The sequence below is a fragment of the Vibrio intestinalis genome (genome assembly GCF_025195085.2).
Lineage (GTDB): Bacteria > Pseudomonadota > Gammaproteobacteria > Enterobacterales > Vibrionaceae > Vibrio > Vibrio intestinalis.
This window is the reverse complement of sequence record NZ_JANAVY020000003.1, coordinates 178651-200425: the sequence shown is the minus strand read 5'-3', so window position 1 is coordinate 200425 and position 21775 is coordinate 178651. Positions and strand designations below refer to the sequence as shown.

Genomic DNA, 21775 nt, shown 5'->3' with positions numbered 1-21775 from the left:
TGGAAAAGAGAGGCAGCTCCGCTATCATGGATGTTGAATACATCGTTAGATCGGTGGCTTTGCGTCCCATTTTTTCAAATGGTTTGCCGAAAGTGTGATTGAGCAGGCGGAATTTAGCTTAGTTTGGCGCTAGGCAGATATCAGTTTGATTGAGATGTGGAATAAAACTCTCAGTCTGACATTGGGCTAACAAATGATTGTTACTAATTATATTTTCAACAATATGTTAGCTAGGGATTTGATAGGGTTTTATGATGGTTTGCGATGGCGTTTAGGTCGCAGGCAAGAAAAAAGCAGGCACATGGCCTGCTTTTAAAATCAGTAATTTCTGCCCTAAGGGCGAGGAAATTATAGAGACTCTGTAAAAGTACGAGCGATAACGTCGCGTTGTTGCTCTGGAGTTAGAGAGTTGAAACGTACAGCGTAACCAGATACACGGATAGTTAGCTGAGGGTAGTTCTCTGGGTGTGCAACTGCGTCTTCAAGAGTTTCACGTTTTAGAACGTTTACGTTTAGGTGTTGGCCACCTTCAATGCGTGGTGCAGTTTCGATTGCTACTTCACGGCTCTCGTACTCACCTAGTTCGTTGATTGCAACAACTTGGTCTGCTTCATAGCCAGAAGTTGCCGCAACACAACGTGCTTCGTTCTTCTCGCTGTCTAGAAGCCAGATTGAGTTAAGTAGATCGTCGTTAGCTGCTTTAGTAATCTGAATACCTTGGATCATCACTATCTCCTAAGCCACATTTTCTGTGGTGTTATTGGTGTTAATTTTCAATATTTTGTTGAGCTGAGTATTATATAGCTAATATCCATGATTATAATATTGATTTAAGTCAAAAAACAACCAAAAACCTCATTTTTATGATGGTGATTTTGTTGAGTTAAATCAATAAAACCTTTTAAAACATGATGATTACAATATATTTTAATATATAAAAAATAGTTAAATGACCTGTTTTGTTGTAATTTTACTACAAGATGTCGAATTTATAGCCATCATAAAGAGCTAAATGCTTGTAATATGGTAGCAAGACTGAAAGAACAAAGTGATTAAAGAACAATGAAAAAAAATGTCGGAAATAAGTATATTGGTGCCCATGTTTCAGCCGCTGGTGGTGTCGATCAAGCGCCGATGAGAGCGAGAGATATTGGTGCAAATGCGTTTGCACTGTTCACTAAGAATCAGCGCCAATGGGTAGCAAAGCCATTAGAAGCAAAAACCATTAGTGCATTTAAAGCTAACTGTAAAATGCTTGGCTTTAGCGCTGAACACATTCTGCCGCACGATTCTTACTTAATTAACTTAGGTGCGCCTGAGCAAGAGAAGCTGGAAAAATCGCGCGCAGCCTTCATTGATGAGATGGAGCGTTGTAATCAATTAGGCTTAACATTGCTTAACTTTCATCCCGGTAGCCACCTTAAAAAGATCAGCGAGCAAGAATGTTTAGCGAAAATTGCTGAGTCGATTAACTTAGCGCATCAAGCGGTACCTAATGTGATTGCTGTGATTGAGAATACGGCAGGGCAAGGGACCAACCTTGGTTGGCGTTTTGAGCACATTGCAGAGATCATTGAGCAAGTAGAGGACAAATCGCGTGTTGGTGTTTGTATTGATACCTGCCATACGTTTGTTGCAGGGTACGATTTGCGCACATTCGAAGCGTGTGAGGCCACATTTGCTGAATTTGATCGCGTAGTCGGGATGGAGTATCTCAAAGCGATGCACATCAATGATTCTAAAATCGAACTTGGCGGCAAAGTAGATCGCCACCACGCTCTAGGTAAAGGTGAGATTGGTTGGAGCTGTTTTGAATATATCGCTCAAGATGCACGTTTCGATGGCATCCCTCTTATATTAGAGACAATTGAGCCAGAGTTATGGCCGCAAGAAATTGAGTTCATTCGAAGTGCTCATCTTCAGTCACTAGACAACTAACCTTCTCTCTATATATAGAGGGCAGTTTTTGCGACAATGTGCGACAGCGGAATATTGCCCTTAATATAGAGGAACTACTCATGGCCGAATCTTTGAGTTGGCAGACCATTATCGATCACGAGAAACAGCAAGAGTATATGCAGCAAACTCTCGCCTATGTTGCGCAGCAGCGAGAGCTAGGAAAAGTGGTTTACCCACCGGAGCAAGATGTATTCAGTGCTTTTGCGGCGACTGAATTTGAGCAAGTAAAAGTGGTGATTTTAGGTCAAGACCCTTATCACGGTCCGAATCAAGCTCATGGTCTGTGTTTCTCTGTTTTACCGGGAGTAAAAACGCCACCTTCTCTAGTTAATATGTATAAAGAGCTCGCTCAAGATATCGAGGGTTTTGATATCCCATCGCATGGCTACCTGCAATCTTGGGCTGAGCAGGGTGTCTTGCTATTAAATACAGTATTAACTGTGGAGCAAGGCCAAGCCCATTCTCATGCGAAAACAACCGGTTGGGAGAAGCTTACTGACAAAGTGATAGCTGAGATTAATCAGCATCGCTCTGGTGTGGTGTTTTTGCTTTGGGGCGCGCATGCACAGAAGAAAGGCCAGTTCATTGATCGTGAAAAACACTATGTCTTAGAGGCGCCACACCCTTCGCCACTGTCAGCACGCAGAGGTTTTTTCGGTTGCCAACACTTCTCGAAAACCAATCAAATCTTAGCTGAGCAAGATCTCACCGCTATTGATTGGCGATTGCCGTTTTTGGTTTAGCTATTGATGCAAAGCTAACGCATTCGCTATATAGAAGAGGCACATAGAGTGCCTCTTTTTGTTGAAAGTCGACTTAATGGCATTGATATAAATATCTTTGCAGTTTTTTTTGAACACTATTCAAACCTAGATTTCTGAATTGTTATACTCTTACAAAGATTGTGTGTTTAAGGAGAGACGCTATGATGCTTGAACAAATCAAGCGTGAACATGGTTATATTGTTCGTCTGCTATCTATATTGGCAAATAAAGTCGAGTTGCTTAAGCAAGAAAAGTCCGTTAACTATAGCTTAATCAAAGAGATAGTTGATTACCTGTCTGAGCATGCAGAGAAAGAGCATCATCCGAAAGAGGATATTCTTTATCACTATTACCTAGAGCATTACGGTAATAAGCAAGAGATGGAGAACCTTGAGTTTGAGCACAAATTACTGGAGTGCAAAACTCATGCTTTTCTGAATATCGTGGATATGATCTTGCAGGATGCGGTTGTACCACACCATATGTTTCTTGAGCAGCTAGAGCAGTTTATGAGCTCTCAGCGTCAACATTTGGATTTGGAAGAGAAGAGCATTTTACCGATGATCCATCAGCGCTTTTCGGTTCAAGATTGGCAAGCGGTTGAGCAGCTCTATACTGGGACGAACGAAGATGACCCAGTATTTGGAGAAACGATCGCTGAGCGGTACTCTCAATTGGCCGAGCGAGTTCGCCAAACCGAGCTAGAGTGCGTGTAGCTCAGAACGGAATGATAGAAAATAAAAAAGAGGCATTAAGCCTCTTTTTTTAGAAATCTAAATCATCAAAGTTGTCTAAGCCGATGTCCATGTCTCTTAGCTCTTTTTCGAGTCGGCGACGATCTTTTATCGCTTCAATTTCACGCCATTTACGTTTTACAGGCTTGGAGCGAGATGCGCGTCCGCGCGGTAAGTCCATATCCAAGAACTCTTCAAAGTTTAAGCCTTCCATAAGCAACCTCGTTTACTTTGTTGTTTGAAGATTAAATACCATTGAGCCGCAAGGCTATCTATGATTGATTTCTCATTTGTTGCGATTTGATGAATTTTTCATTGTGTTTTGTGCATAACAACACTGTTTATGAATGATGTGTTGTATAAAAAATGAGCGCTTGTCATCACTTAATCGATTAATTTTGACTATTTTTGATGTTAATTGGCTGTTCCAAATTGCATAAACAATGGTGTGTATCCTTTGCCTCAGGGATAGGCTGGATAATCGCATCAATAATGCGCATAAATGAGTGACCGGTTTTGGTGGTAAAACCAGTAGGCATAAGGAATCGCCCAGATTTTATGGGATGTTGTTTTTTAATTTGAACCAAGATCGCGCTTGTTGTTAATATTTGATGTTAATGTGCTTTATTTGTGTTTGATGTGTGATGGTTTGTGTTAATCGATAGTGATTTTATAGTGAAAAATAACAATCAATAGCAATTGAATGCATATTGATTTTTGCTATTCTTCACTGCATTATCCGCCCGTCAAAAAAACGCTGATACGTAAAATGGAAGCATGAAGCGAAATTTACATATCTGAGCTGCGAAAAATAAAACCTAAACACTAAGCAATCTTGACACTTAGTCGAGCAGCTAGATGGATGGCATGGATGCAGTGATTGGTGAAACTCACTACGAGGATGTTATGACAGACTTAATCAATTTAATGAACGGATTACTATGGGGTTCTGTTCTTGTTTATCTTTTGGTCGGTGTGGGCGTGTACTTTACAATCCGACTTGGTTTTATTCAGTTCCGCCACTTTGGCCACATGTTCTCAGTATTGAAGAACAGTCGTAAAGCTGACACTGCTGGTATCTCTTCTTTCCAAGCGCTTTGTACTAGTCTTGCAGCTCGTGTCGGTACGGGTAACATGGCCGGTGTTGCCGTTGCACTGACCGCTGGTGGCCCTGGTGCTATTTTCTGGATGTGGTTAATCGCCATGCTAGGTATGGCGACGTCGTTCGCAGAAAGTACGCTAGCGCAGTTATACAAAACCAAAGACGATGACGGTAACTACCGTGGTGGTCCAGCATACTACATGGAAAAAGGCCTAGGTATGCGCTGGATGGGTGTACTGTTCTCAGTATTCCTAATCATTGCTTTCGGTCTTGTCTTCAACGCGGTACAAGCGAACTCTATCGCTAATGCGGTTATTTCAGCATTCGAGCTACCAAAAACACAAATTCACATTGCCGTTCCTGCGTTCTTAAGGTCACTAATGGACAGCACGGATTCAGGTAACATTGTTATCATCAAAGAGTCATTGATGATTGGCTGTGGCGTGATGATGCTTGCAGCGGTTGTTATCTTCGGTGGTATCAAACGTATTGCTAAAGTTGCTGAGCTTATCGTTCCGCTAATGGCACTGGCTTACCTTGCGCTTGCTCTGTTTGTTATGTTTGCAAACATTGAGAAACTACCAGCGGTTATCTCGCTGATCGTTAAGAGTGCATTTGGTCTGCAAGAAGCAGCATCAGGTGGTCTAGGTTACGCTATTGCGCAAGCGATGATTAACGGTATTAAACGAGGTCTGTTCTCGAACGAGGCAGGTATGGGTTCTGCGCCAAACGCAGCAGCATCAGCGACACCGTATCCACCACACCCAGCATCACAAGGTTACGTGCAGATGCTAGGCGTATTTATGGATACTATCGTTATCTGTTCGGCGACGGTTGCTATCATCCTAATGTCTGGTGAATATGTACCACACGGTGAAGTAACGGGTATTGAACTGACTCAAGCAGCACTAAGCTCACAAGTTGGTGGCTGGGGTGGTATCTTTGTTGCGGTAGCGATTTTCTTCTTCGCCTTTACCTCAATCATTGCAAACTACTCTTACGCAGAAACAAACCTGATTTTCCTAGAGCATAACCATAAAGCAGGTCTTGGCCTATTCCGTATATTCGTACTAGGTATGGTTGTGTTTGGTGCGGTTGCTTCTCTACCGGTTGTTTGGGCACTAGCAGACGTATCTATGGGTCTAATGGCGATTGTGAACTTGATTGCGATTCTATTGCTATCTGGCATCGTGATTAAGCTAGCGAAAGATTACAACCAGCAGTTAGATGCAGGCAAAGTCCCTACGTTTGATTCAAATGATTACCCAGAGCTTAAGTCTCAGCTTGAAGAGGGTATCTGGGACCAAAACAAAAAATAGCTAATCGCTGACAGCTATTAATACGATTCGAAAAGCCATGCAGACAATGCATGGCTTTTTTTGTACCCTAAACTGAATAAAAACAGAAAACCTATAGAGTAAAGTCATGTTAATTGTCGTATCACCAGCCAAGACGCTCGATTATGAATCGCCCCTTGCGACAGAAAAGTTCACTCAGCCGGAGTTAGTTGAATACTCTAAACAGCTGATTGAAGTGTGCCGCAAACTCACTCCTGCCGATGTCGCAAGCCTAATGAAGGTGAGTGATAAAATCGCTGATCTGAATGTGGGCCGCTTTCAAGAGTGGAGCGAAACGTTTACTCCCGATAACGCGCGCCAAGCCATCTTGGCTTTTAAAGGCGATGTGTATACCGGCTTAGATGCCGCTACGTTATCGGATGATGATTTTGCCTATGCTCAGCAGCACTTACGTATGTTGTCAGGCTTATATGGCTTGCTAAAGCCATTAGACCTAATGCAGCCGTATCGATTGGAGATGGGCACTAAGCTTGCCAATGACAAAGGTACTAACCTTTACCAGTTCTGGGGTAATGTCATCACTGATAAGCTAAATCAAGCGATCATTGAGCAAGGTGATAATGTATTAATCAACTTAGCTTCAAACGAATACTTTAAAGCGGTGAAGCCAAAGAACCTTGATGCGCAAGTAATTACGCCGATCTTCAAAGATTGTAAGAATGGCACGTATAAGGTCATCAGCTTCTACGCCAAGAAAGCGCGTGGCATGATGGCACGCTATATTATTGAGAATCGCATTGAAAGCGTGGCGGATCTGACCAAGTTTGATGTGGCGGGTTATTACTTTGTAGAAGAAGAGTCGTCACCGACAGAGCTGGTATTTAAGCGCGAAGAACAGTAGAGGTTAAGGTATGTGGCAGGCAGTAAAGCGTTGGGTTGCAAAGTATGATGCTTGGTGTCGTTCGATGGGACTGACGCCGGAGCAAAAGCGCAGCTGCGTGCCTTACCGTAAAGACCCAAGCTACGACTCCAACTCCAATACGCATTAGCTAAGTTGGTGCTAATGCGTCTTTTCGATACTCATTGCCATTTCGACTTCAGCCCCTTTCGTGATGATTTCTCTAACCAACTGGCTGAGGCCAATCAAGCCGGGGTTGAACGTTTCCTTATTCCCGCGATTGGCTCAAGTAATTGGTCGCAACTGCAACAGCTAGCGCTTGATAACCCACAGATCTACATCGCTTTAGGTTTCCACCCCTATTTTTTAGACGCACAGGCACAATCTCAGTTAGAGCAGCTCGATGCTTTACTTGCGGCTAAGCCTTTTGGCTGTGTGGCTGTGGGGGAGTGCGGCTTAGATGGAATGGTTGATATCGGAACGGCATTACAAGAAAAGCTGTTTATAGAGCAGATAAAGCTCGCCAACCAGCATCGTTTACCTCTAGTGCTGCATACACGTAAAACGCACAATCGTTTGTTACAGTTGTTAAAGCAGCAAGGGCATCACACTGGGGGAATCTTACATGGATTTTCTGGCAGTTATCAGCAGGCGAAACAGTTTGTTGATTTGGGCTTTTATATAGGTGTAGGTGGGGTGATTACTTACCCAAGAGCCAATAAAACTCGCCAAGCGGTAGCCAAGCTTCCTTTAGACAGTTTAGTTCTCGAAACTGATGCTCCAGATATGCCTTTAATGGGATATCAAGGCCAAATTAACCACCCTAAACGTTTGCCTTTGATTTTGGATATTTTGGCGCAATTGCAGAATAATGATGCGCAAACGATTGCGGAGATCGTTTGGCGAAATGGCAATTTGGCGCTGAATATTTGTGAATGAAATCGAAGTATGTTGTATCGATTATGATTACGGTGATTAAAATTAGTGATAGTCATCACATTAATGGGTGAATGGTAACTGAATCTTATAAGAAAGTGTGAGGGGCGCATTACTTTAACATAGGTGGGATGAGTATAATTGCCCCCGCTTTTTGAGCTCCATTTTGTAACACGCCAACAAATAACTTATAAGGAAGTCATAAACTATGAGCCTGTTTATGAGCCTAGTCGGTATGGTAGTGCTTCTTGCTATTGCATTTGCATTTTCCAACAACCGCAAAGCTATCAACTTTAGAACTGTGGGTGGCGCATTCGCTATCCAATTCGTATTAGGTGCATTTGTACTTTACGTACCTTGGGGCCGTGATCTATTGAACGGTTTCTCACAAGGTGTATCTAACGTTATCAACTACGGTAACGATGGTTCATCTTTCCTATTCGGTGGTCTTGTTTCTGACAAGATGTTCGAAGTGTTCGGTGGCGGTGGTTTCATCTTCGCTTTCCGCGTTCTTCCTACACTGATCTTCTTCTCTGCACTTATCTCTGTACTTTACTACATTGGTGTAATGCAGTGGGTTATCAAGATCCTTGGTGGCGCGCTACAAAAAGCACTAGGTACTTCTCGTGCGGAATCAATGTCTGCAGCTGCGAACATTTTCGTAGGCCAAACAGAAGCGCCTCTAGTTGTTCGTCCGTTTGTTCCTAAAATGACTCAGTCTGAACTATTCGCAGTAATGTGTGGTGGTCTTGCGTCTGTAGCTGGTGGTGTACTAGCAGGTTACGCATCTATGGGTGTACCTCTAGAGTACCTTGTAGCAGCATCATTCATGGCAGCTCCGGGTGGTCTACTATTCGCTAAAATTCTTCACCCAGAGACAGATCAGCCTCACGAAGATTTCAGCGAAGCGATGGACGGTGGCGACGACAAACCTGCTAACGTTATCGACGCAGCAGCAGGCGGCGCAGCATCTGGTCTACAACTAGCACTAAACGTTGGTGCAATGCTAATCGCATTCGTAGGTCTAATCGCTCTTATCAACGGTATGCTAGGTGGCATCGGTGGTTGGTTCGGTATGCCTGAACTAACACTAGAGCTAATCCTAGGTTACGCGTTCTCTCCACTAGCATTCCTAATCGGTGTTCCATGGGACGAAGCAATCGTTGCGGGTTCATTCATCGGTCAGAAACTAGTAATCAATGAATTCGTTGCATACTTGAACTTCACACCTTACCTAGGTGAAACAGCTCAAGTCGTTGCTGAAACAGGCAAAGTAATGTCTGACAAGACAACAGCAATCATTTCGTTCGCTCTATGTGGTTTCGCAAACCTTTCTTCTATCGCGATTCTACTAGGTGGTCTAGGTAGCCTTGCTCCAAACCGCCGCAGCGACATTGCTCGCATGGGTATTAAAGCAGTACTTGCTGGTACATTGTCTAACCTAATGGCTGCGACAATTGCTGGTTTCTGCCTAAGCCTTGCAGCATTCTAAATTAAAGCTGGTATTTAATTTATAGACGCCGTATTACCTTATGCCCTGTAGCAAGAAATTGCTGCGGGGCATTTTTCGTTTTGGGCGGGCAAAAATGAATTTGATGTGATTGGATATCCGTGACCATTGAATAAAAGCCACCCAAAGTTTTTTGAGATACAAACCGTTTGCGCTTTACGTGGCACTACAGTTTTGCGGTGAATCTCTATAATGTAGTAATCATAGGATTGTGATTGAGGCGAGTTCTTAATCACTTAATGAATACTTCACTCCTAGTGAGCAAATGATTTGCCGCTAAGAGCACATCCCACAAGCCTTTTCGCTTGGGATATGATATTAAAGACACCGCAATCATAGATTGTTGTGCCATAGGCCAAACTGGTACTGTGCGGTGACAAGGATAGCAATTGGGGGCAAATTCGCTGTTTGCCACCGAGTCTTCAAGGAACCAAGTCCGTTCATTAATAGCTGGATTCTCAACCTATACTATTGGGAAGAGTGGCAGCCACATTTTTGAATATTGATCGGAGATAGAAATGAGCGATTTAAAAGCAGCAGCGCTACGTGCACTAAAACTAATGGATCTTACAACGCTAAATGACGACGACACGGATGCAAAAGTGATCTCACTATGTCATGACGCGAAATCAGCAGTAGGCAACACAGCTGCAATCTGTATTTACCCTCGCTTTATTCCTATTGCTAAGAAGACACTTCGTGAGCAAGGTACACCTGAAGTTCGTATCGCGACAGTAACAAACTTCCCACACGGTAACGACGACATCGAGATCGCTGTTGCTGAAACTAAAGCTGCAGTCGCGTACGGCGCAGACGAAGTAGACGTAGTTTTCCCATACCGCGCTCTAATGGCAGGTGATGAGAAAGTTGGCTTCGAGCTAGTGAAGCAGTGTAAAGAAGCGTGTGGCGATATCCTACTGAAAGTGATCATCGAAACAGGTGAACTAAAAGAAGAAGCGCTAATCAAGAAAGCATCTCAAATCTGTATTGAAGCAGGTGCGGACTTCATTAAAACTTCAACTGGTAAAGTGCCAGTAAACGCGACGCCAGAATACGCGCGAATGATGCTAGAAGTGATTCGTGATATGGGCGTAGCAGAAACTGTAGGTTTCAAACCAGCTGGTGGCGTGCGCACTGCAGAAGACGCAGCAGCATACCTAGCAATGGCTGATGAAATCTTAGGTGACAACTGGGTTGATGCTCGTCACTACCGCTTCGGTGCATCAAGCCTGCTGACGAACCTTCTTAATACATTAGAAGTGACAGACGAAACAGCTGATCCAACAGCTTACTAATTACTCGTTATATTTGGCTTGTGGCCTAGCCGCTACGCCAAATATTTAGAGTAAAACTAACAACAAAGTCTGTTTGGTGGAGCAGTTATTCGCTGCTCCACATTACCTCTTTACCTTACAACCATTGCTAGCTTTAGCATGGGAGGATCTAATGTACTTACCTCAAGAAATCATTCGTAAAAAACGCGACGGCGAAGTGCTGAGCGCAGAAGAAATCAACTTTTTCATCCAAGGTGTTGCAAACAACACTGTTTCTGAAGGCCAAATTGCCGCCTTCGCAATGACTATCTTTTTCAATGAAATGACGATGCCTGAGCGTATTGCACTAACATGTGCAATGCGTGACTCTGGCATGGTTATCGATTGGAGCCACATGAACTTCGGTGGCCCTATTGTCGACAAACACTCAACAGGCGGTGTGGGCGACGTTACCTCACTAATGCTTGGCCCTATGGTGGCAGCATGTGGTGGCTTCGTACCAATGATTTCTGGCCGTGGTCTTGGCCATACTGGTGGCACGCTAGACAAACTAGAAGCGATTCCAGGTTACAACATTACCCCTACTAACGAAGTGTTTGGCCAAGTAACGAAAGACGCAGGTGTTGCGATTATCGGTCAAACTGGCGACTTAGCGCCGGCAGATAAGCGTGTATACGCGACCCGTGATATCACCGCGACAGTCGACAACATCTCTTTGATCACTGCGTCTATTCTTTCGAAGAAACTCGCAGCGGGTCTTGAATCTCTAGTGATGGATGTGAAAGTAGGTTCCGGCGCATTTATGCCAACTTACGAAGCATCAGAAGAGCTAGCAAAATCTATCGTAGCAGTAGCGAATGGTGCTGGCACTAAGACGACAGCCATCCTTACTGATATGAACCAAGTATTGGCGTCATCAGCGGGTAACGCAGTTGAAGTACGAGAAGCGGTTCAGTTCCTTACTGGTGAATACCGCAATCCACGTCTACTGGAAGTGACGTTAGCGTCGTGTGCTGAAATGCTTGTACTCGCTAAGCTAGCGCAAGACACTGAAGAAGCGAACGCGAAGCTAATGGAAGTGCTAGACAACGGTAAAGCAGCAGAGTGCTTCGGTAAGATGGTTGCAGGTCTTGGTGGCCCAGCTGACTTCATGGAAAACTACGATAACTACCTAGAAAAAGCAGACATTATTAAGCCAGTGTACGCTGAGCAAGAAGGTGTGGTTTCTGCAATGGATACTCGCGCAATTGGTATGGCAGTCGTATCTATGGGTGGCGGTCGCCGCGTAGCAACCGACAGCATCGATTATGCGGTAGGTTTTGATCAGTTTATTCGCCTTGGTGAAACTGCGGACGCAAACAAGCCTCTAGCGATGATTCACGCACGCAGCGAAGAGCAATGGCAAGAAGCGGCGAAAGCACTGAAAGCGGCGATTGTTATCGGTGGTGAATACACGCCAACGCCAAACGTATACCGCCAGATTCGCGCTGAAGACGTATAACGCATTACATTAAAGGCCTACTCACCCATAACAACAGTACTAGAGTGGGCCTAAGGAAGAAGCAATGAAAAGAGCATTTATTTTAGTACTAGACTCATTTGGTATTGGCGCAACAGCGGATGCAGATAAGTTTGGTGATGTAGGTTCAGATACCCTAGGCCATATTGCCGAGCAGTGTGATCAAGGCCTTGCTGATAACGATCAACGTAGTGGTGCATTAAAGCTACCAAACCTAACTAAGCTGGGTTTGGCTATGGCGCACAAAGAGTCTACCGGTCAGTTCGCATTAGGTCTAAACCCGGATTCTGAAGTGATTGGCGCTTATGGCCACGCGGCTGAGCTATCTTCAGGTAAAGATACTCCGTCTGGTCACTGGGAAATCGCTGGTGTGCCAGTTCTGTTTGATTGGGGCTACTTTACTGATAAAGAAAACAGCTTCCCGAAAGAGCTGACCGATCGCATCCTAGAGCGCGCTGGTCTTGATGGTTTCCTTGGCAACTGCCACTCATCAGGTACTGAGATCCTAGATAATCTAGGTGAAGAACATATGAAAACTGGCTTGCCAATTTTCTACACGTCAGCAGACTCAGTATTCCAGATTGCCTGCCACGAAGAGACATTTGGTTTAGAGCGTCTACTAGAGCTATGCCAAATCGCACGTGAAGAGCTTGAAGATTACAACATTGGCCGTGTTATCGCGCGTCCATTTGTTGGTGCAGGTAAAGGTCAGTTTGAACGTACCGGCAACCGTCGTGACCTTTCTGTTGAGCCGCCAGCGGCAACTGTGTTGCAAAAACTGGTTGATGAAAAGCAGGGTGAAGTGGTTTCGATCGGTAAGATCTCTGACATCTACGCAGGTTGTGGTATCAGCAAAAAAGTGAAAGCGACAGGTATTCCTGCGCTGTTTGAAGCGACGCTTGAGCAAATCAAAGTAGCAGGCGACAACACCATCGTATTCACTAACTTTGTAGACTTCGACTCAGCTTACGGCCACCGCCGTGATGTAGCAGGTTATGCTGCCGCACTTGAGTATTTTGATGGCCGTATCAATGAAGTACTTGAGCTAATGGAAGAAGACGATGTGTTGATTCTAACTGCTGACCACGGCTGTGACCCAACATGGCAAGGTACAGACCATACTCGTGAGCATATTCCTGTGCTTGTTTACGGTCACAAAGTACCAGCAGGTTCGTTAGGTCGTCGTGATACGTTTGCCGATATCGGTCAATCGCTAGCAGGTTATTTTGATACATCAGCGATGGAATACGGCGAAAGCTTCCTGTAAATTAATACTCTAATTAGGCGTCTTATAAGACGCCTTTTTTCGGCCTAACTTTTAGAAAGGAAAATGGTATGGCAACTCCACATATTAATGCTGAAATGGGCGATTTCGCTGATGTAGTTCTAATGCCGGGTGACCCGCTACGCGCAAAATACATTGCAGAAACATTTCTAGATGACGTGGTTCAAGTGTGTGATGTTCGTAATATGTTCGGTTACACAGGTACTTACAAAGGTCGTAAGATTTCAGTGATGGGTCACGGTATGGGTATCCCATCGTGCTCTATCTACGTAACTGAACTTATTAAAGATTTTGGTGTTAAGAAAGTTATCCGTGTGGGTAGCTGTGGCGCAGTAAGCGAAGACATTAAAGTTCGTGATGTTGTGATTGGCATGGGCGCGTGTACGGATTCAAAAGTAAACCGCATTCGCTTTAAAGGCCATGACTTTGCAGCGATTGCTGACTACAAAATGGTTCGCGCAGCAGAACAAGCAGCAAAAGCACGCGGTATTGATGTGAAAGTAGGTAACTTATTCTCTGCTGAATTGTTCTACACGCCAGATCCTGAAATGTTCGATGTAATGGACAAATACGGCATCGTTGGTGTTGAGATGGAAGCTGCGGGTATCTATGGCGTGGCTGCTGAATACGGTGCAAAAGCTCTGAGTATCTGTACTGTGTCTGACCACATCAAAACAGGTGAACAAACCACATCAGATGAGCGCGCGACCACCTTCAATGAAATGATGCTTATCGCGCTAGATTCTGTACTACTGGGTGATGAAGAGTAATCTGTTCTCATCATAAGTAGATATTTTTATATAGTAAAAGCCCCGCACATTAAGTGCGGGGCTTTTTTGATCTGTTCGGTTTAATGGTGACAGCTTATTGCGCCATCTCTTTTAACAGCAGGTTTTCGCCTTTACTCTTAGGCTTGCGACGAATCACAAACGCCAGCAATAGCCCTGCGATAAAACTCATGCCAACCATGCCATACATGTAACGATCACTCTTACGATAGTAGTGATCAGAGAACGCAGTTAAACGCCCTGTCTCAAAGGTCAGGCGAATAAAGCCAACAATAGCGTTATCATGCATGACGGGCTCAACTAGCTGCTGACGGCCAATACGTGCGGTTTCAAGAGGGGTGTCTAAGCCTAGAATTTCACGTACAGATTTTGCTTTTTCGCTCGATGCTAAACGAATTCCTTCAGCGTCATAAATGGTGGCATCAAACACCAGTTCGTCGGTGGAAAGTTGGTTAGTCAGTTTGAGTAAGCGCTCTTGATCTTGGTTTGCAATCATATCACCAGCGGAAAGCGAGGCTTGAGAGATCAGCATCTTACTCAGCACTTCTAACTGATTAGCTTGGATTTGCTCATTACCTTTGGTGATCTTAACGCTGTTGACCGCAATGATGGCGCCGCCAGCGATGAGTAGTAAGATCGCCAGGATTCGCATCGCCATGCGGAATGAAAACAGTGAAGAGTCCATATATTACCTACCGTACTTTCTCTTAAATAGAGAATAAAAAGACATTTTAGACTACGGTAAGCATATTGAGACTTGCGCTACCAAATTGCAATAGGGTAACGTGATAGCAATAATCAAAGGAATTCTAGACATGGATATGTTTAATACACTTTCAATTCAACGTCATACCACGCTACTTAACCGCTTACCTGAAACTCGTCTCTCGACCAACTTGCATCGCAGTAAGGCTCAATGGATTGTATTTGGTGATTACCTAAGCCCACGTCATTTTGATGATATCGATTTTTTTGTTGGCGAGTTCACACCAATTTTAGATACCTGGAAAGTAGGCGGCTATGAAGTAGCTTTAATGGCAGGAGAGCTGACTCCGCAACATGAAGAGATTCTGCAAGCGTTGGAGCTAGATTACGCTCGTCTGCAAGATGTCCCTGATGTAACTAAGCCTGGTCTGATTGTTTTTGATATGGACTCTACTGCTATCCAGATTGAGTGTATCGATGAGATTGCCAAGCTAGCCGGTGTGGGTGAGGAAGTGTCTGAAGTGACTGAGCGTGCTATGCAAGGTGAGTTAGATTTTGAGCAAAGCCTTCGTCAACGAGTCGGCAAGTTAGAAGGGGCGGATGAGTCTATTTTGAGTGAAGTGCGCAGCCAATTGCCCTTGATGCCAGATCTGCCTCAGCTGATTGCAACACTGCAAAAATTTGGTTGGAAGACGGCGATTGCCTCTGGCGGCTTTACCTATTTCTCCGACCATTTAAAGGATATGCTGAACCTAGATTTTGCTCAATCCAACCAGCTCGAGATTATCGATGGCAAGCTAACGGGTAAAGTTCTGGGTGATGTTGTTTCAGCTGAAACGAAAGCTGAGATTTTGTTGCAACTCGCAGAGCAATATCAAATTGAAGCGCACAATACAGTTGCCGTAGGCGATGGTGCCAATGATTTGGTGATGATGAATGCCGCTGGTTTAGGCATTGCTTATCACGCAAAACCAAAAGTCGAACAACAAGCGCAAACTGCGGTGCGTTATTCGAGGCTAGGAGGGGTCATGTGTATCCTATCAGGCTATTTGGTTAAGCTGCAGAAGGTCAGCTTTAAGCCTCTACCTTAAGGTATTAAAGAGAAAGCGAGCTATTTAGCTCGCTTTTCTATTTCTCGACTATTTATGACGATGGCTTATTGGGTTAACTCGAGTCGAATGAGTACCTCTTCAGTAATGTCGATGATTTCACCGTAGCCGACGATATTACAAATCTCTTTTTCTAACGTTCTCGCCTGATGCAAGCTGATATGGCTTAGCTCTTCAATGTCTTTTCTTAGTAGCTCGGTTAATGGGTCAAATACGGGTGCGCCGCAAATACGCAGTGCGTAGAATTCACCCATGGTTAGAGTCTTCTTGATGAACTGAATTCGCTCTTGGGTCGATTCAAAGTCACAGGCAAGTTTGGTTTCGAGTGATTGAATTCGCGTGCCGAATTTCAGAGTAGAGACATATAACTCATGAAACTGCGGTTTAACGCCTTCAATTCGCTTCATCGGCTCAGCCAGCAGAGTTGAAGTTCTTCCTTTGTAGACTGGATCTAATGAAAACTTGTGGTTCTGGCCAAGCTTGGCAAAGATAGCTAAATGCGGAAGAAGAGGGTATTTAACACCAATGACTTTGGGTTTTAGGCTACCGCCTTTCTTCTCAATAAACAGCGGTGTGCTGACTATCTTATCCAGTAAGATATTGTGCAGCCCTTCGAGCATCTCTTGGCTTGGTAGCATTTCTGGCTTCGCGACTAACTTAGCTTGGTTGTGCTCAATGAGTCGGCCAAAAAAGGCCATGGTTTTACGGTTCTTATTGTTGTTCTCCATCACCATCTGTACCCGTTTGCCCCCAGGGCTAATTCGGATGACTCGGTATGGAACAGCATTAAGAGGTAAAGACTTATCGTAAAGTTGCAGTTCGCTGAAGTTCACTTCACACATATCATCGGCTTTAACATCCAGTGGCGAGGTCAGCGCTAAATAGAGGCCTTGCCTCGATATATCGAGTGTTACGCCGGATGCTTGTTGCCCCGGCACGGAAACAATCAGAGGTGAGCGGAACTGATATCTTGGCTCTTTACGACGGCTTTGCGCATCAAAGTACAAGCTTAAAGGTGTATGCGGAGCATTGCGTTTGTGGCGAAAACGGTTCAAAGAGCTGCTTGGTAAGCGAGGCTTTTCGCTGAGTAGATAATCTTTACCCGTACTAGAGTCTGAGATTTCCTGCAAAATGCCAAAATGCGTCAGGCCGGGAATCAGTTCACGAGATTCTGGTGGAAGGTCATCAAGCTGCTCGCGTTCGTCATCAGAGAGTTCAAACACTGAAAGGCGGAAGGCTCGCCAGCTGCTTTTTTTCGCTCCAACATGCCAGAATAAATGGCGCTGCTCTCGATTGGCTTCCGGCATCATCATGGAAAAGTAGATCTCTTTGCCCATGTGATCGTGTTTAAACGAGTAAAGAACATTACTACACCCTCGCATGCCGGGCTTAGTCAAATACTCCATTCGCTCTTTACTGAATAAATTACCGAGCGTTAACTGGTTGCGTTCATCATTCCAATATTGCCAGACGGGTTGATTGTTTTCTGTCATCAACACCAGTTTGAGCTCGTTACCACTAAAAAACAGCGGTAAGTTGCAAGAGTGCTTGAGGTAGTTATGTTCATAACCGCGGGTTCGGGTACGGATGACTCGGTCTTGATTATCGTGTCGTGCTTTTTGTGAGTCGTTTTCTAAGCGGTTGCTGATGATTTCTTCAAGAACAGAGCTGTCGCCAATATTGACCGTTCTTAAAAAACGCACCGCATCATTTTCATAAGACTCATCGATACCGACAATGCGAAATTGAATCGGCTTGTCGATATTAAGAATAGAGAGTGATTTAGCTAACTCAACAAAGGTAATGTCGATAGCCTCACCGAGTTTGTAATCAAATGCAGAGGGGACTTTAAACTTGGCGCCAGAAGGGGAGATATCTACCGTAACCCCATGTACCAATTGGTCATTGGATAATGATATTTCAATTTGTGTGGCAATTTTGAGGCGGTTTTCTTTGCGCTTTAGGTCATAGCCCATCACTAAAGGTTCAGCGCTAAAGGCGGTGCTGGTAGGGTTGGTTAGGTCACTTCCTTGAGGTTTGCCTAACTGATTCATCACCTTGAAGCTATTGCGAGTGTTGGATAACGCTTCATACACCCCTTCGGTATAGCCGCCAAATTTACGTACATTTTTGTGGTAGATATTAAATGCAACATCGTCGAGCCAGTGAGTAATACCGTCCAATTCATATTCACGACACTCTCCTTGGACACGGCCGCGTAAATCAATCGAGCGGAAACAAGGACTCATCACTCGTTTCAATTCAATCTTGACTAAAATTCGGGACGAAGGAGGCTGCCCATCTGTCATTTGAGATAGAAGGTATTCGAAATCATCCGTTCCATAGACTGGGATGAGTCGTTCTGCGATAGAGAGAATTTCCGACTGCTGCATGTTTTTTTGTAAGAGTGTCCTTGTGAATTAGATATCGGCCTTGATTAATAGATCTTTAGTGATATGTTACGGCGAATCAAGCCTATAAGGTGACTTAATAAGTTGCCGATATCACAAAAAAACACTGAGGTTATATGGCTAAAGCAAAACGCGCTTATGTTTGTAACGACTGCGGTGCTGACTTTCCTCGTTGGCAAGGGCAGTGTAACGCATGTGGTGCATGGAATACGATTTCAGAAGTTCGTCTTGCGGCATCGCCCACAGTAGCACGCAATGAGCGCTTGTCTGGTTACGCTGGTTCTGGTAGCGAAAGCGCAGTTCAGACGTTATCTGAAATTGATTTACAAGAAGTACCTAGGTTTACCAGCGGCTTTAAAGAGCTCGATCGTGTGCTTGGGGGCGGCATTGTACCCGGCGCGGCGATATTGATTGGTGGTAACCCTGGGGCGGGTAAATCAACCTTGCTGTTGCAGACCATGTGTTTGCTGTCATCGCAAATGCCAACCTTGTATGTCACGGGTGAAGAATCTTTGCAGCAAGTCGCGATGCGCGCCTCGCGTCTTGGCTTGCCAAAAGACCACCTTAAAATGCTTTCTGAAACGAATGTTGATCGAATCTGCCAAGTTGCAGAAAAAGAGCAGCCTAAAATCATGGTTATCGACTCGATTCAGGTGATGCACGTAGCAGATGTTCAATCTTCCCCAGGTAGCGTTGCTCAGGTTCGTGAATCAGCAACAGCATTAACCCGTTACGCGAAGCAAAATAATGTCGCGGTCTTTATTGTTGGCCACGTAACTAAAGATGGTACTTTGGCGGGGCCAAAAGTACTTGAACATATCATCGACTGTTCAGTGCTACTTGATGGCGGTACAGATAGCCGATTTAGAACCCTACGCAGCCACAAAAACCGCTTTGGCGCGGTAAATGAGCTCGGTGTTTTTGCTATGACGGGCCAGGGGTTAAAAGAGGTCAGTAACCCATCGGCGATCTTCTTATCGCGTGGAGAAGAAGAAACCTCTGGCAGTTCAGTAATGGTGGTGTGGGAAGGTACTCGTCCATTATTGGTCGAAATTCAAGCGTTGGTGGATTACTCGCAATTGGCGAATCCACGTCGCGTTGCGGTTGGCCTAGAGCAAAACCGTCTATCTCTACTTTTAGCGGTATTACATAAACACGGTGGTCTGCAAATGGCTGACCAAGATGTGTTTGTGAATGTGGTTGGTGGCGTGAAGGTAACTGAAACCAGTGCCGACTTAGCATTAGTGATGGCGCTACTATCAAGCTTTAGAGACCGCCCATTACCAAAAGATGTGGTCGTGTTTGGTGAAGTTGGCTTAGCAGGAGAGATTCGCCCCGTTCCGAGTGGCCAAGAGCGACTCAATGAAGCGTTCAAACATGGCTTCAAAAAGGCGATTGTTCCGGCAGCGAATATGCCGAAAGGTGGTATCCCTGGAATGCAGATTCATGGCGTGAAAAAGCTGTCGGAAGCGATTGAAGCGTTTGATGAGCTGTGAGTTAACGCTAATAAATTAGGATGTTACATAATTTAGTCAAATAATTTGAAGCAAAGTCAACATTTAAACGTAATGTGTAGCATAATTAGACGCTATTTCTAAATGACGTACCATAAATGGATTGATGATGTTTTTGAGAATGTGTGCCTTAATTGTCGGTTTGATATTGACGCCCGTTGCTTTGGCGCACACTGGCTCATCCACCCTAGCGCAGAATATCAATTGGTACAAAGGTAGTGCATGGCCTAATGACATTCCTTATAAGAAATATATCTCGGATTTAGAATCGGTCGAATCATTCGGTTTGACCGGAGGTGAGTACGTAAGTGTTGTTACCTTTTATGTTGATATATATGGAAAGTATGTTGTTGATTTCAGTAATTCTGCGCTAATTGGAGAGTTTAAACACCACCTATTCACTAGTGATTCTAGACTAGTAGCAATGATTCAAGGTGGTCTTTCCCACTCAGAACAGACGGAGTTTTTTCTTCGTAACGGACGAACACTCGAGCTATCCCCTGGTCATTATACATTAGTCAGTTATCAAAACTCTCAGTTTAATATAGCCCCTCCAACCCCTTTTATTATGAGTAAGCAGCAGTATGTACAAGAAATCCGAATGGGGAATACAGTCACATTGCTCGGTTTAGGTATCTTTTCCAGCCTGTTTATTTATTACATTGTGTTATCTATAGTCCGCTCAAGTTTAGTTGAGTTTACTTACGCTTTATTCATACTCGGTAACTTGCTGTTTAACGGAACATCATTACTGGTCATCAAACAGATTTTTGGTTTTGATTGGTTTTGGGGGGCAAGTTGGCCGATTTTCTTTTCAAACATAGCTTATGTTTTCTTTGTAACTAGCCTCCTCGGTATTTCAAAAAAGAGCAGCTTCCCGCTTTGGTTTATTCGAAATGGGATTTTTATAGTTTTCTTGGTTTTCTTGTTCTCCGCTCCATTTATTCCCCATTGGCAAAATGAAATGAATCGTGTTGCCGTAGGCATTTTTATGGCATTTGGTTTAGTCGCTGGAGTATGGATGAGCTTTAAAGGGAGTATGATTGCCCGTTTGTACCTACTAGCTAATATTGGATTTGTCGTGTTAGGCGCTATTGCCATATCTCAGGAAGAAATATCAGGCTTACAAACTATTTATATGTCTCACATTGGGTTGATAGCTGTGGCAATAGAAGTCTTGTTGCTGTCAAGTGTAGTTGCTTATCAAATGGTATTACTCGAAGGGGAAAAAACTCAAGCTTTAAACCAAGCTAAGCGAATGCTAAAAATTGCCCAGACAGATTCTCTAACGGGCTTACCAAATCGTTATGCAATGGATAAACACCTTCTAGAAGTCAATGATGAAGAAGCATTTATCTTCATCGACCTCGATGGTCTAAAGTATTGCAATGACACATTTGGACATGACGTTGGGGACAAGTTTCTACTTATGTTTAGTCGTAGAACAATGGATTCTTTACCTACATCTGCTTGCCTCTATCGTATTTCTGGCGATGAATTTGGAATCATTATTTCGAACACAGAACTGCAAGTCCTTATGGATGAATTGAGCAAAATAGAAAATGAAATGAGGGGGCAATTTAGTCGTTCAGTTGGGGTTAGTTTTGGTGTGGCAAAGTTTAAACATCATACGAAGCATCAAGCTGCATTGAGAGCTGCAGACGAAGATATGTATGTCCACAAAAAAAGGAAGAAAGCGCTTTTAGCGTAAAATGGTTATGAGATTAAAATTACTATTACTAGTTATCGCGACGTTAATCGTCCCTCTTGTTGCGGCTTACTTTAAATACCCAGAGACCCATATACCGCCTCATTTTTTAGAGTTTCCCCCACAATTCGTTACTGACGAACCCCAATTTAATCTGATTTACTTTTTACTTATGTTGGTTGCGGTTGTTTGGGCATTATGTGTGCTGTTTGTGCCTACGCTTGTTGGCTTTAAACCTAGCGGGAAGAAACCTGTTAAACC

The 21775-nt window shown here is 44.1% G+C and carries 19 protein-coding genes and 1 riboswitch; of the genes, 15 read left to right on the top strand and 4 right to left on the bottom strand.

The window, feature by feature from the left end:
- Positions 1-8 precede the first annotated feature (8 nt).
- Positions 9-98: riboswitch (cyclic di-GMP riboswitch) on the bottom strand.
- 250 nt (positions 99-348) lie between these two features.
- Positions 349-726, bottom strand: coding sequence for an autonomous glycyl radical cofactor GrcA (gene grcA, locus MU515_RS07315; RefSeq protein WP_260259772.1), 378 nt, complete (start codon positions 724-726; stop codon positions 349-351).
- A gap of 336 nt (positions 727-1062) precedes the next feature.
- Between grcA and nfo the strand changes: the two genes are divergently transcribed.
- The 3 genes from nfo (at position 1063) to MU515_RS07300 (ending at position 3439) form a co-directional block, all read left to right on the top strand.
- Entirely contained in the window at positions 1063-1938 is an 876-nt protein-coding gene (gene nfo, locus MU515_RS07310; protein WP_260259771.1) for a deoxyribonuclease IV, read from the top strand.
- A gap of 80 nt (positions 1939-2018) precedes the next feature.
- On the top strand, positions 2019-2702 hold the full coding sequence (gene ung, locus MU515_RS07305; protein WP_260259770.1) for a uracil-DNA glycosylase: 684 nt from the start codon (positions 2019-2021) through the stop codon (positions 2700-2702).
- 182 nt (positions 2703-2884) lie between these two features.
- A complete protein-coding gene (locus tag MU515_RS07300; RefSeq protein ID WP_260259769.1) occupies positions 2885-3439 on the top strand; it encodes a hemerythrin domain-containing protein in 555 nt (184 codons plus the stop codon).
- A 49-nt stretch (positions 3440-3488) separates the two neighbouring features.
- Here the strand turns inward: MU515_RS07300 and MU515_RS07295 are convergent, their stop codons facing one another.
- Positions 3489-3671, bottom strand: coding sequence for a DUF3545 family protein (locus tag MU515_RS07295; RefSeq protein ID WP_260259768.1), 183 nt, complete (start codon positions 3669-3671; stop codon positions 3489-3491).
- A gap of 692 nt (positions 3672-4363) precedes the next feature.
- Between MU515_RS07295 and MU515_RS07290 the strand changes: the two genes are divergently transcribed.
- From MU515_RS07290 to deoD, 9 genes are all read left to right on the top strand, one after another.
- A complete protein-coding gene (locus MU515_RS07290; RefSeq protein ID WP_260259932.1) occupies positions 4364-5878 on the top strand; it encodes an alanine/glycine:cation symporter family protein in 1515 nt (504 codons plus the stop codon).
- Positions 5879-5984: 106 nt separating this feature from the next.
- Entirely contained in the window at positions 5985-6758 is a 774-nt protein-coding gene (gene yaaA / locus MU515_RS07285; protein WP_260259767.1) for a peroxide stress protein YaaA, read from the top strand.
- A 10-nt stretch (positions 6759-6768) separates the two neighbouring features.
- On the top strand, positions 6769-6906 hold the full coding sequence (locus tag MU515_RS07280) for a DUF5363 family protein (RefSeq protein ID WP_260259766.1): 138 nt from the start codon (positions 6769-6771) through the stop codon (positions 6904-6906).
- Positions 6907-6920: 14 nt separating this feature from the next.
- The gene (locus MU515_RS07275) at positions 6921-7694 is read left to right on the top strand and encodes a TatD family hydrolase (protein WP_260259765.1); all 774 of its coding nucleotides are present in this window, start codon (positions 6921-6923) and stop codon (positions 7692-7694) included.
- Between the two features lie 205 nt (positions 7695-7899).
- Complete coding sequence (locus MU515_RS07270) at positions 7900-9183, top strand: NupC/NupG family nucleoside CNT transporter (protein WP_260259764.1); 1284 nt, start codon at positions 7900-7902, stop codon at positions 9181-9183.
- Positions 9184-9719: 536 nt separating this feature from the next.
- On the top strand, positions 9720-10496 hold the full coding sequence (gene deoC, locus MU515_RS07265; protein WP_260259763.1) for a deoxyribose-phosphate aldolase: 777 nt from the start codon (positions 9720-9722) through the stop codon (positions 10494-10496).
- Between the two features lie 151 nt (positions 10497-10647).
- Positions 10648-11976 (top strand): thymidine phosphorylase, encoded by a 1329-nt coding sequence (gene deoA / locus MU515_RS07260; protein ID WP_260259762.1) that lies wholly within the window; start codon positions 10648-10650, stop codon positions 11974-11976.
- Between the two features lie 64 nt (positions 11977-12040).
- On the top strand, positions 12041-13261 hold the full coding sequence (locus MU515_RS07255) for a phosphopentomutase (RefSeq protein WP_260259761.1): 1221 nt from the start codon (positions 12041-12043) through the stop codon (positions 13259-13261).
- A gap of 68 nt (positions 13262-13329) precedes the next feature.
- Positions 13330-14049: a purine-nucleoside phosphorylase gene (gene deoD / locus MU515_RS07250; protein WP_260259760.1), complete on the top strand. Its 720-nt coding sequence runs from the start codon at positions 13330-13332 to the stop codon at positions 14047-14049.
- 94 nt (positions 14050-14143) lie between these two features.
- Here the strand turns inward: deoD and MU515_RS07245 are convergent, their stop codons facing one another.
- The gene (locus MU515_RS07245) at positions 14144-14752 is read right to left on the bottom strand and encodes a YtjB family periplasmic protein (RefSeq protein WP_260259759.1); all 609 of its coding nucleotides are present in this window, start codon (positions 14750-14752) and stop codon (positions 14144-14146) included.
- Positions 14753-14882: 130 nt separating this feature from the next.
- Between MU515_RS07245 and serB the strand changes: the two genes are divergently transcribed.
- A complete protein-coding gene (serB, locus tag MU515_RS07240; RefSeq protein ID WP_260259758.1) occupies positions 14883-15863 on the top strand; it encodes a phosphoserine phosphatase in 981 nt (326 codons plus the stop codon).
- A 65-nt stretch (positions 15864-15928) separates the two neighbouring features.
- Here the strand turns inward: serB and MU515_RS07235 are convergent, their stop codons facing one another.
- A complete protein-coding gene (locus MU515_RS07235) occupies positions 15929-18274 on the bottom strand; it encodes a PilZ domain-containing protein (protein WP_260259757.1) in 2346 nt (781 codons plus the stop codon).
- A 134-nt stretch (positions 18275-18408) separates the two neighbouring features.
- On the opposite strand from MU515_RS07235, the gene radA reads away from it, so the two are divergent.
- Positions 18409-19788 (top strand): DNA repair protein RadA, encoded by a 1380-nt coding sequence (radA, locus tag MU515_RS07230; protein WP_260259756.1) that lies wholly within the window; start codon positions 18409-18411, stop codon positions 19786-19788.
- A gap of 127 nt (positions 19789-19915) precedes the next feature.
- A complete protein-coding gene (locus MU515_RS07225; protein WP_260259755.1) occupies positions 19916-21517 on the top strand; it encodes a sensor domain-containing diguanylate cyclase in 1602 nt (533 codons plus the stop codon).
- The last annotated feature ends 258 nt before the right edge of the window (positions 21518-21775 follow it).

Bases quoted from the DNA above. Each gene is read 5' to 3' on its own strand.
- MU515_RS07295 (WP_260259768.1), bottom strand. From the start codon at position 3,671: ATGGAAGGCTTAAACTTTGAAGAGTTCTTGGATATGGACTTACCGCGC.
- radA (WP_260259756.1), top strand. From the start codon at position 18,409: ATGGCTAAAGCAAAACGCGCTTATGTTTGTAACGACTGCGGTGCTGAC.
- MU515_RS07270 (WP_260259764.1), top strand. From the start codon at position 7,900: ATGAGCCTGTTTATGAGCCTAGTCGGTATGGTAGTGCTTCTTGCTATT.
- MU515_RS07275 (WP_260259765.1), top strand. From the start codon at position 6,921: ATGCGTCTTTTCGATACTCATTGCCATTTCGACTTCAGCCCCTTTCGT.
- yaaA (WP_260259767.1), top strand. From the start codon at position 5,985: ATGTTAATTGTCGTATCACCAGCCAAGACGCTCGATTATGAATCGCCC.
- MU515_RS07290 (WP_260259932.1), top strand. From the start codon at position 4,364: ATGACAGACTTAATCAATTTAATGAACGGATTACTATGGGGTTCTGTT.
- deoA (WP_260259762.1), top strand. From the start codon at position 10,648: ATGTACTTACCTCAAGAAATCATTCGTAAAAAACGCGACGGCGAAGTG.
- MU515_RS07245 (WP_260259759.1), bottom strand. From the start codon at position 14,752: ATGGACTCTTCACTGTTTTCATTCCGCATGGCGATGCGAATCCTGGCG.
- MU515_RS07225 (WP_260259755.1), top strand. From the start codon at position 19,916: ATGTTTTTGAGAATGTGTGCCTTAATTGTCGGTTTGATATTGACGCCC.
- nfo (WP_260259771.1), top strand. From the start codon at position 1,063: ATGAAAAAAAATGTCGGAAATAAGTATATTGGTGCCCATGTTTCAGCC.
- MU515_RS07280 (WP_260259766.1), top strand. From the start codon at position 6,769: ATGTGGCAGGCAGTAAAGCGTTGGGTTGCAAAGTATGATGCTTGGTGT.
- deoD (WP_260259760.1), top strand. From the start codon at position 13,330: ATGGCAACTCCACATATTAATGCTGAAATGGGCGATTTCGCTGATGTA.
- MU515_RS07300 (WP_260259769.1), top strand. From the start codon at position 2,885: ATGATGCTTGAACAAATCAAGCGTGAACATGGTTATATTGTTCGTCTG.
- MU515_RS07255 (WP_260259761.1), top strand. From the start codon at position 12,041: ATGAAAAGAGCATTTATTTTAGTACTAGACTCATTTGGTATTGGCGCA.
- MU515_RS07235 (WP_260259757.1), bottom strand. From the start codon at position 18,274: ATGCAGCAGTCGGAAATTCTCTCTATCGCAGAACGACTCATCCCAGTC.
- deoC (WP_260259763.1), top strand. From the start codon at position 9,720: ATGAGCGATTTAAAAGCAGCAGCGCTACGTGCACTAAAACTAATGGAT.
- grcA (WP_260259772.1), bottom strand. From the start codon at position 726: ATGATCCAAGGTATTCAGATTACTAAAGCAGCTAACGACGATCTACTT.
- ung (WP_260259770.1), top strand. From the start codon at position 2,019: ATGGCCGAATCTTTGAGTTGGCAGACCATTATCGATCACGAGAAACAG.
- serB (WP_260259758.1), top strand. From the start codon at position 14,883: ATGGATATGTTTAATACACTTTCAATTCAACGTCATACCACGCTACTT.